This window comes from Microcoleus sp. D2_18a_B4, assembly GCF_036702475.1.
Lineage (GTDB): Bacteria > Cyanobacteriota > Cyanobacteriia > Cyanobacteriales > Microcoleaceae > Microcoleus.
The window spans coordinates 48,664-58,005 of the sequence record NZ_JAUBTL010000051.1; the positions used below are offsets into that span (position 1 = coordinate 48,664).

General features: G+C 46.4%; 9 protein-coding genes. 5 read left to right on the plus strand and 4 right to left on the minus strand.

The genetic code is table 11. The features are described from left to right. Together QUB04_RS24530 and QUB04_RS24535 are read left to right on the plus strand one after the other, a co-directional pair. A partial coding sequence (locus QUB04_RS24530; protein ID WP_333288374.1) for a CHAT domain-containing protein occupies positions 1-1,569 on the plus strand: 1,569 nt, incomplete at its 5' end. Between the two features lie 276 nt (positions 1,570-1,845). Beyond that, on the plus strand, positions 1,846-3,495 hold the full coding sequence (locus QUB04_RS24535; protein ID WP_333288391.1) for a GmrSD restriction endonuclease domain-containing protein: 1,650 nt from the start codon (positions 1,846-1,848) through the stop codon (positions 3,493-3,495). Positions 3,496-3,601: 106 nt separating this feature from the next. Here QUB04_RS24535 and QUB04_RS24540 read toward each other — a convergent pair whose 3' ends face one another. Both QUB04_RS24540 and QUB04_RS24545 read right to left on the minus strand, forming a co-directional pair. After that, positions 3,602-3,781 (minus strand): hypothetical protein, encoded by a 180-nt coding sequence (locus tag QUB04_RS24540; RefSeq protein WP_333288376.1) that lies wholly within the window; start codon positions 3,779-3,781, stop codon positions 3,602-3,604. Next, positions 3,781-3,972: a hypothetical protein gene (locus QUB04_RS24545; protein ID WP_333288378.1), complete on the minus strand. Its 192-nt coding sequence runs from the start codon at positions 3,970-3,972 to the stop codon at positions 3,781-3,783. The genes QUB04_RS24540 and QUB04_RS24545 overlap by 1 nt, the downstream gene beginning before the upstream one ends. A gap of 93 nt (positions 3,973-4,065) precedes the next feature. Here QUB04_RS24545 and ccsB point away from each other — a divergent pair, with 93 nt between their 5' ends. Then, positions 4,066-5,136 (plus strand): c-type cytochrome biogenesis protein CcsB, encoded by a 1,071-nt coding sequence (ccsB, locus tag QUB04_RS24550; protein WP_333288381.1) that lies wholly within the window; start codon positions 4,066-4,068, stop codon positions 5,134-5,136. A 111-nt stretch (positions 5,137-5,247) separates the two neighbouring features. Here ccsB and QUB04_RS24555 read toward each other — a convergent pair whose 3' ends face one another. Continuing rightward, positions 5,248-5,397, minus strand: coding sequence for a hypothetical protein (locus tag QUB04_RS24555; RefSeq protein WP_333288383.1), 150 nt, complete (start codon positions 5,395-5,397; stop codon positions 5,248-5,250). A 19-nt stretch (positions 5,398-5,416) separates the two neighbouring features. Between QUB04_RS24555 and QUB04_RS24560 the strand changes: the two genes are divergently transcribed. Both QUB04_RS24560 and tilS read left to right on the plus strand, forming a co-directional pair. Beyond that, complete coding sequence (locus tag QUB04_RS24560) at positions 5,417-5,842, plus strand: KGK domain-containing protein (protein ID WP_333288385.1); 426 nt, start codon at positions 5,417-5,419, stop codon at positions 5,840-5,842. A gap of 127 nt (positions 5,843-5,969) precedes the next feature. Continuing rightward, positions 5,970-7,115, plus strand: coding sequence for a tRNA lysidine(34) synthetase TilS (gene tilS / locus QUB04_RS24565; RefSeq protein WP_333288387.1), 1,146 nt, complete (start codon positions 5,970-5,972; stop codon positions 7,113-7,115). Here the strand turns inward: tilS and hmpF are convergent. Then, complete coding sequence (hmpF, locus tag QUB04_RS24570; RefSeq protein WP_333288389.1) at positions 7,112-8,857, minus strand: pilus motility taxis protein HmpF; 1,746 nt, start codon at positions 8,855-8,857, stop codon at positions 7,112-7,114. The genes tilS and hmpF overlap by 4 nt on opposite strands. Between the last annotated feature and the right edge of the window lie 485 nt (positions 8,858-9,342).

Here is a 9,342-nt window from a genome sequence, read left to right on the forward strand (position 1 = left end):
GTACCCAATGTTTTGCCGATCGCACCCACAATTCAAAATCCAGCGCCGGTACCCAATGTTTTGCCGATCGCACCCACCATTACTCCCAATCCAGTGGTTGCGCCTGCTGCTGCGCCGATAAATCTCGCACCGATACCGACACAGGTGCTCGCAGCCAACCAGCCACCCAGCACAAATCGTTTATTTTCGCCCAGCTTGCAACAGCAAAACCAGATATCTAATTCCTTGCAACAGCGCATTTCACCTGCCGCGTTTGCGAATCTTGACGCTTCTAAGTTGCCAACTAACGTCGGCGCAGTTATTTTTCCCGTGGAGGAGAGATTTACCAGCGAGTTTGTCGATTACCTAAATTTGCCATCAACAAATGCGCTCGCCACCCTAGAAGATGCCCAAATTACCCTTCGCAGTGTCCAACAAGCCACAGGCATCAAACCAGCTCTCATTTATATCAGCTTTGTACCCAGGGGTGCTACAGTCGATCGGCCGATCGGCAGTTCCCCCGTTTTGCGCGTAGAACAGCAAATTCAAGCCTCTGACGAACTGGAAATGATGGTGATCGCCCCGGAAGGCGTGCCCGTTCGCCAGCGCATCTCTGGAACCTCTCGCGCCCAGGTAATGGAAGCTGTTCGGAGATTTCGTACTGAACTGACTAATCCGGTAAAGCGCAATACTAAAAGTTATTTGCCCTTGGCTCAGCAACTCTACCAGTGGATGGTAGCGCCGCTCGAAGCAGAGTTGCAAGCCAAAGGCATTGAGAATTTATCTTTTATCTCAGATATGGGGTTGCGATCGATACCGATGGGTGCACTGCACGACGGCAAAGGCTTTCTGGTAGAGCGTTACAGTGTTGGATCGATGCCGAGTCTCAGTTTGACAGATACCAGCGCCACCAATTTCAAAAATACCCAAGTTCTGGCAATGGGGGCGTCGCAATTTCCAGATATGAGTCCTTTGCCTGCGGTGGAAATAGAAGTATCGACAATCACCCCGCAGCAGTGGCCCGGCAAGTCTTTCTTGAACGAAGCTTTCACCCTGGCCAATTTAAAATCGCAGCGCCAGCAGTATCCTTTTGGGATGATTCACTTGGCTACTCACGCCGAATTTCGATCGGGAGAGCCCAGCCAATCCTTTATTCAGTTGTGGGATACTAAATTGCGTTTGGATCAGTTGCGGCAAATGGGATGGCACAGCCCGCAAGTTGAAATGTTAGTTTTGAGTGCTTGCAAGACTGCTGTGGGCGATCGAGAGGCCGAGTTGGGCTTTGGCGGGTTAGCCGTGCAAGCCGGGGTTAAATCGGCTATGGCGACTCTCTGGTATGTCAGCGACGAGGGCAGTTTAGGATTGATGGCGGAGTTTTACGGGCAGTTAAAAACTGCTCCGATTAAAGCAGAAGCACTGCGGCAAGCGCAATTAGCGATGTTGCGGGGAGAAGTGCGAATTGAAGGGGGGATGCTGCACACTTCTGTTGGCAATCTGCCGTTACCCCCGGAATTGGCAAACACGGCGAGTCAGAATTTCTCTCATCCTTATTATTGGTCTGCTTTTAGAATGATTGGCAATCCTTGGTGAGAAGAGAGGACTTACGCAGAACCTCTATTATCTGTAGGGTGTGCAGTGCACACCTTACAGATAGGCAATCCTTGGTAACAAGAGTTGTTTGAGTCGATCAATAGTATTATACTATTATCAAAATCTTGACTTAAAGGGAGCATAAGTATGAGCATTGTTCCACCACGCGGAATGGCAGTCACTGAGGCTTATCGGCTCTATCGGTCTGGTAACTTATTGGTAAACAGAAAGTATCAAAGAAAATTAATTTGGTCAGTTGACGAAAAATAAAAACTGATTGGAAGCATTTTAAAGGGGTATCCAATTCCTTTAATTCTACTAGCAGAACGTCCTCAAGTTCATGGAAGTGGAAAGTATGAGATCATAGATGGTATGCAGCGACTTAACGCTATTTGTGGTTTCATTGAAAATTTGTTTGCATTTAATGGAAAGTATTTCAATCTTAAAGAGTTCCCTTTTGCTCAACAATTAGCTGATGACAAAGTATTTGAATTTGAAGAAAATTTTGATAAATTAGATAGAAAAGAATGTGCAGATATTGTAGATTATCAGTTTGCAGTAACCATTTACACTGCAATGGATGAAAGCGATATAACAGAGGTTTTTGGCAGAATAAATTCTGGTGGTAAGCATTTAAGCAACCAAGAGAAACGACAAGCAGGTGTAACGACATCATTCGCAGAAGTGGTTCGTACAATTGCTATGCAGTTGCGGGGGGATGATACTCAAAAAACGCTTCGCTTATTTGATATGCCCCAGGTTAGTATTGATTCCAAACGGAATAATCAAGGTTATGGGATTCAAGCAGAAGATACATTGTGGTGTAAGCAAGGTATCCTTAGAATCTCTCAACTGCGTGATAGTGAAGATGAAGATATGATAGCAGATATTGCAGCATCGATATTACTTAATGAACCCCTACCCAGAAGCAAGGAGCAGCTAGATAGTCTGTATGATGAAGAGAGCAAGGACTTCCAGTTAATAGAGAATAGTCTTACAACGTATGGCTTCAAAAAACTAGAAGAAGACATTGTAAAAACTTTCTCAGTTCTTGGAGCAACTCTTGAAACATATAGCTCAGATAATAAGTGTTTACAAAATATCGTAAACCCAGGCATTAATAATCCAATACGGCAGGCTTTCTATACAATATTCATGGCTTTTTTTGAATTAATAATTGAGTCAGAACGTCTACCTGCCGACCCTCAAAAGATTATGGAAGCACTCGCAAATCTTCAGAAGAGCTTACAGCTAAGCAAGCGATATGCAGAGATAACGGATCGTATTAAGAATATTAATAAAACAAAGGGATTGATACAAGACTACTTCGCGGAAAAAGATAAATCCACTCTAGGACAAGGTGCTGAGTTGATACAAGCATTCAAAAATTCCTTACTTCGTTCTCGTATAGAAACTGCCAAGTATGAGTGCAAGCAAGGTTTGCTTGATCTGTCAGCAAGTAGAAAACTAAATAATGATTTGCCCCAGAGACTTGTTGAGACAATTTGCGGCATTGCTAACTCCGATCCAGACACTGATGGATATATTTTCTTGGGAGTGGCGGATAAAAAGCAAGACGCCGAAAAAATTAAAAATTTAGATGGGATTGATCCTATTGAAATCAATGATAGATATGTTGTAGGAATTGATAGAGAAGCTAGGGTTTCAGGTAAAACGCTAGAGGATTATGTTGGGATATTAATTAATGCAATAAAAAAATCGGATTTGACTGACCCCTTAAAAACTCAGGTTCTGATGAAAATTGAGCCTATATGCTACAAAGAATTGTTTGTGATTAGAATTCATGTTCCATCTCAAAAACAGGTTTCTTTTGTAGGTAAAAAAGCTTTTATTAGGGAGGACTCTTTAACTGGAGAAGCTGAAGGACCCAAACTACTTGCTGTTTTTCAACTTTTCCAAAAGTAGTTTACGAAGAGAGGGCATGAGATAGTAGGGAATCTTTAGCATAACGCCAGTTTATCTAGAGAGTGAAAGCCTTAAGTATCCTTACTATAGCGGTACACAATCCCACTTAAAAAGCTTGAGAACACAGGGTTTCTGCTACTCCATATTTCTGAGAAAGGCTATATGCAGGACTACCCTTGATTGCTTTTTTGAGATTTACCAAAACTTTTAAAGATGTAAATTGCTTTACAGCAGCTTTAGGGAAATTTGACAAAGCCCTCACGCCCAAAACATCTTCCACCATCATCAATCAGCTTCTGCGCCCCCAGAAGCATACCCGCCCCGCACGCTTAACCTCCTCCCAGCAACAGCCGATGCACCAAATACAGCCCCAGAACCCAGGAAGCCGAGGGGGAGAGCATTTGACGTATTTATTGGCCTCTTCGGGTCGATCGCCCACTCGCACCTCAACAACCGCCAATCACTCATAATTGCCACAAAAATTCAAAATCCCAAACCCAAAACTGCCCAACGCCAGTACGATCGATCTAGTTAGCAAAAATAAGTAAAAACACTACCGGAGTAATTTTTATGGATCTGGTCGTACTCCAGAACTGGCTGGACAACATCTCCTTTGCCGTTTTGTTCTCCACAATGCTCATTTACTGGGTTGGCGCAGCATTCCCCGGCATTCCCTACCTGGGGGCCCTAGGAACCGCAGGAATGGGCGTCGCCAACCTATCCATCGCCGCTTTACTCGGTTCTCGATGGATAGAAGCCGGCTACTTCCCCTTAAGCAATCTCTACGAATCCCTATTTTTCCTAGTTTGGGGAATCACCGCCATCCACCTAGTCGCGGAAAACATGAGTCGTTCCCGCTTAGTAGGAGTAGCCACATCCCCCGTAGCAATGGCAATATCCGCCTTTGCAGCCCTGACTCTGCCCGCCACCATGCAATCTGCAGAGCCCCTAGTACCCGCCCTCAAATCAAACTGGCTGATGATGCACGTTAGCGTCATGATGCTCAGTTACTCAACTTTAATGGTAGGAGCGTTACTGGCGATCGCCTTTTTAATCGTCACCCGCGGCCAAAAAATCGAACTCACCGGTAGTTCCTTCGGCACCAACAGCAACCGCAACAGCAACTACCGCCTCCAACGCCCTCAAAACCCCGAACCTCCAATTGCAGAAACCAGCGCCGACAGCGCCTTAGTTTTCAGCGAACCCTCTTTCAACTCCAACAATAACGGTTTAGGCACCACCGCAGTGCTCGAATTAGCCACCGTTCAAACCGCATCAACCGCCCCAACTCAAACCGCAGAACTTCTCTCGCCCCAGCGCTTGAATCTAGCAGAAACTCTTGATAACATTAGCTATCGCATCATCGGTTTAGGATTCCCCTTACTGACAGTTGGCATTATTGCCGGTGCGGTTTGGGCTAACGAAGCTTGGGGCTCCTACTGGAGTTGGGACCCGAAAGAAACTTGGGCGCTAATTACTTGGTTGGTATTTGCTGCCTACCTGCACGCCCGCATTACTCGTGGCTGGCAGGGAAGACGCCCAGCAATTTTAGCAGCCACAGGTTTTGTGGTAGTTTGGATTTGCTATCTAGGCGTTAATCTGTTAGGCAAAGGTTTGCATTCCTACGGTTGGTTTTTCTAATTCCTAATCCACCAATCAGCCAAAGAAGAACAGGATAAGTCAAAGAATCGGGATTAATCTCATCTCCGGTTGTAGGGTGGGCAATTCCCACCTTACTCAACCAGCGAGATTCTAATAATTAACTCCCTCTTCCTTCTTCCCTTTTTTTACCAGATCGCGAAATCGAAGGGCCTTCTTCCTTCTTATAACTTCGCTCTTCCTCACATCCGTTACATCCGTTACATCCGTTACAAAATCCGTTGCCGAACTTCCTTCATTCATTAAAATAACGACAATTAATATGGACGAATCGCCAATATTTCCCCAAGAAGATGATGTTGTGTCTGCCCCTACCAGCGCTTTGATGTATCAATGTACATTCAAAGTCAGCGAATTTATGGCAATTATGCAAGCGAAATTGGTAGACGAAAAATTATTTTCAGACGGCCTGGATTGCGAGCTATTAAGTGCTGGCAAAGACTGGACTAAAGGAAAACTTAGAATGCGTCTGGAGTTCATTCCGCTTGAACCTGAAATCAAAGAGCAAAAAGCCCTTCCTGCCGCTGCCGAAAGATCAGACACCGTGCAAAACTACGCCGTAGCTAGCTCAACTCAAACCGATATAGATGAGCCATTAAATCAATGTGACTCAACAGAAATAAATAATCATTTTCCTATTTCTAGGTATCCAGACCGCGACCCCCAAAGTATAGGAATGTGGAGCTAGGAAGGCAAAGAGTGAGAGATTGGGAGAGGGGGATGGTTCCCCTTCTTTGCTCAAAATCCATCGGTTAAATCCCGGACACTGCTAGTTTTTTAACTTCCTTATTTTTGCTTAATAAAAAACTGCTCTCATGGCTGAATCTTCCAATTGGACGCACCTCCACGCTCAACTGCACAAGACGCTGCTGTACCGACAAATATTGCCCTCAAATCAGCGATTGCTAGTAGCAGTATCCGGCGGACAAGATTCTCTGTGTTTAATTAAATTACTGCTAGATATGCAGCCAAAATGGGGATGGAACCTAGCGATTGTTCACTGCGATCATCGTTGGCGTTCTGACTCGGAAGCCTCGGCCAATCATGTAGAACAATTAGCTAAAAACTGGGGAATATCCTACTATTTGGAAACAGCCTCGGACATCCCCAAAACTGAAGCAGCGGCCAGACAGTGGCGATATCAAGCTTTAACCGAAATTGCGATCGCCCACAACTACCCCTACATTGTTACAGGCCACACAGCCAGCGATCGCGCCGAAACACTCCTCTACAACCTGATTCGCGGCAGTGGCGCCGATGGACTTTCTGCCCTCACCTGGACGCGACCCCTGCTCGATTTTCGATTGCCGATTTTCGATTTTCGAGTGGGGAATTCCGGCGAAAATTCCAACTCCCAAATATCGGCCGATTTTAGATTGGAAAATCAGGATGAAAATTCCCAATCGAAAATCCAAAATCTAAAATCTAAAATCTATTTAGTTCGTCCCTTGCTCGAAATAACTCGATCGCAAACAGGTCAATTTTGTCAAGAGCAAAAACTACCCATTTGGGAAGATTCCACAAATCAAGACTTGCAATATAGTCGCAACCGGATTCGATCGGAATTATTGCCTTATTTGGAAACTCATTTCAACCCAAAAGCCCAACAAGCCCTAGCTCAAACAGCCGAACTCCTCCGCGCCGACGTAGAATATCTCGAACTTGCAGCCAGCGACTTGCTACAGCGAGCCATGTCTCCAATTGCAGACAGCCCACAGGTGAATTTTCAACTTCCCGTCAAGTTAAATCGCCTGATTTTGCGGGAAGCACCCCTTGCCTTGCAGCGACGGGCAATGCGGCAACTACTGCAACAAATATTGCCCTCGGCGCCCAGTTTTGAAAGCGTAGAAAAACTAACCAGCTTAATCGTAGCGCCCAACCGATCGCAAACCGATCCATTTCCTGGAGGAGCGATCGGTCGAGTCGAACACCCTTCGATAATTTTAGATTTTAAATTTTAACCTGTGATCAAACCCGAAAGGACTTGCCGCAAATCGGAAACTACCCGACCTTGCTCGTCTCCCGTCTCCTGCACCCGATCGAGTTCCCCCGCCGCCGCTTCGAGCTTTTGGCGTAGCGCAGTCAAATTGTCCTGCACCGGCTGCAACATTTCTTGATAAACATTCACCCTGCCCCAGAGTTGCGCCACTGCACCTTTCTGGTTGAACAAATTCTGCTCTAACTGCTTGAGTTCGTAGCGTTTCGCTTCACTTTCCCCATTTTGGCGGTTGACATTTGCCTCAATTTGGGATATAGCTTCCCGCACCTGCTGAATTTCGTTTTCCAGTCTTTGCAATTCTTGGCTTTGCTGCTGCCGCTGAGTATTGAGCTGTGCGACAATCGGCCCCAAATCAATATTTCCTCGCTCTTGTTTTGGAGCATTAGCAGTACCCAGCCGCCGCCACAGCACCGCCTGATGCTGCTTTAAAATATCTTCCCGTTCCTGCAACCGGAGGCGCTGTCCCACCAGAGTTTCGTTTAACATCTGATAACTTTCGAGTTCATCTGCCATTTCATTTTCCAAAGCCATGCGATCGTACTCGCTAGCAGCTTGAATTTTTCCTTGCAGCTCCTCGATTGTCTCCCGCTGCAGAGTCAACTCTTCCTCTTGATCGTTAACAAACCGGAACACCTTTTCCAAATCCTGTTGCAGGTGTTGCACCAGCCCCTGTAACTCATCAACAGGCATCTTCTCCAAAGCTGACACATCTACTTTCTGCTCCGTACCCGCAGTACCCGAAGCAGATGCCAGCCTGGAAACTTGCTGGTAAAGATCCTCAACAGCCCGCACCTGCAAAGACACGGACTGAGCCTGATCCTGCTTAGCGCTGAGGGTACTTTGCTGCCCTTTAAGCTCCGCCCGAGCCCCGGCCAAAGCATCTTGAGATTGGTACCACTCTTGCCAGCGGTTTTGGAGGCTCTGATTTTGTCGATCGACTTCTTCTTGTTGCTGTTGAGCTATGCTCTGTTTTTGCTCCAACTGCTGCCAGTGCTGATCCAGAATTGCCTGCTGAGCGCCCACCGCACCAAAAGACTGATTCAGTTGTTCCCGCACCCCTTGAGCCGAAGCAATTGCCCCTCCCAACTTCTGCATCAACTCCTGAATCCTCTGCGTCTGCTGCTCATCAATTACTGCCCCCTGGGGAACCTCAGACTGCTGTTGGGCCACCCGTTGCTGCTCGCCCCGCAACTGTTCCCAAGCCGTCTCTATTTCCACGCGACTGCGATCGACTTCTTCTCGCAGTCGGTTAGCTTCATCTCTAGTATTTTCTATTTCCGAGCGCTGAGCCTCCAGCCGCTCCAACTCCTCTTCCATTTGAGCCAACTGCTCTTCGCGGGCTTGCATTTCCATTTCCCGGCGATTGAGTTCCTGACTCGAAAACGTCAGAGAAGCCTTCCACTGTTCAATTTCCTCTTCCTTATCCTTAAACTTGTCCTGCAATCGCGAGAAATTTTGCAGAATGCTCACCAACTGGCGGGCCGCCTCCTGAATCCGCTGCACTTGCTTGCTAGCGCTCAACTCAACCAGCACCAGCGTGCCGTCGTTAAACTTATTAGCTTCCTCAACTGGGATCCCGTCATCGCCTGGTACGGCGCTCCAGTTATGTTCGCCCCGCTGACAAGCTAGCAGTTTCAGTTCAGCCTTACCGCCACCGAGACCAAAGCCGCTTTTCTGTTTTTGTACTTCCGCTAGATACAGCACACTAATAGTCCTCTGCTTCGTAAAACCTATCCCAACTTACTTTAAGTTACTTAAAGGCCTAAAAAATAAGTGGTGTTTACTTCCTACGCTGTTGGGTAGACGGCTAATCCCAACATAAGTAGGCTATCCCCCTTAAGCCCAAGGTTCTTGACTAAAGATAACATTGCGTGTGATCTTTAGTCAACTTACCTAAAGTAAATAAGTATACGCAAGTAAGGATAACTTTTGGCCACTTAAGTCTTACTTTTTGGTATCGTTTGCCCAATCGGGGGATAGCATTTTTTTCTAACTTTTCTTCAGCACTTACGCATAGCACGTCCTCACGGGAGAACTTCCAGAAAGTAAGGCTGCCGCCAGTTGTCTGGAGGAATGAGAGACCAGTACCCATGCCGCTGGATTAAAGACTAGCTGATACTTTTAATCCAGACAATCTCCGACAATCGGCGAAAATCTGAATATAGCACACTCATCAGACAGGTCCCAGA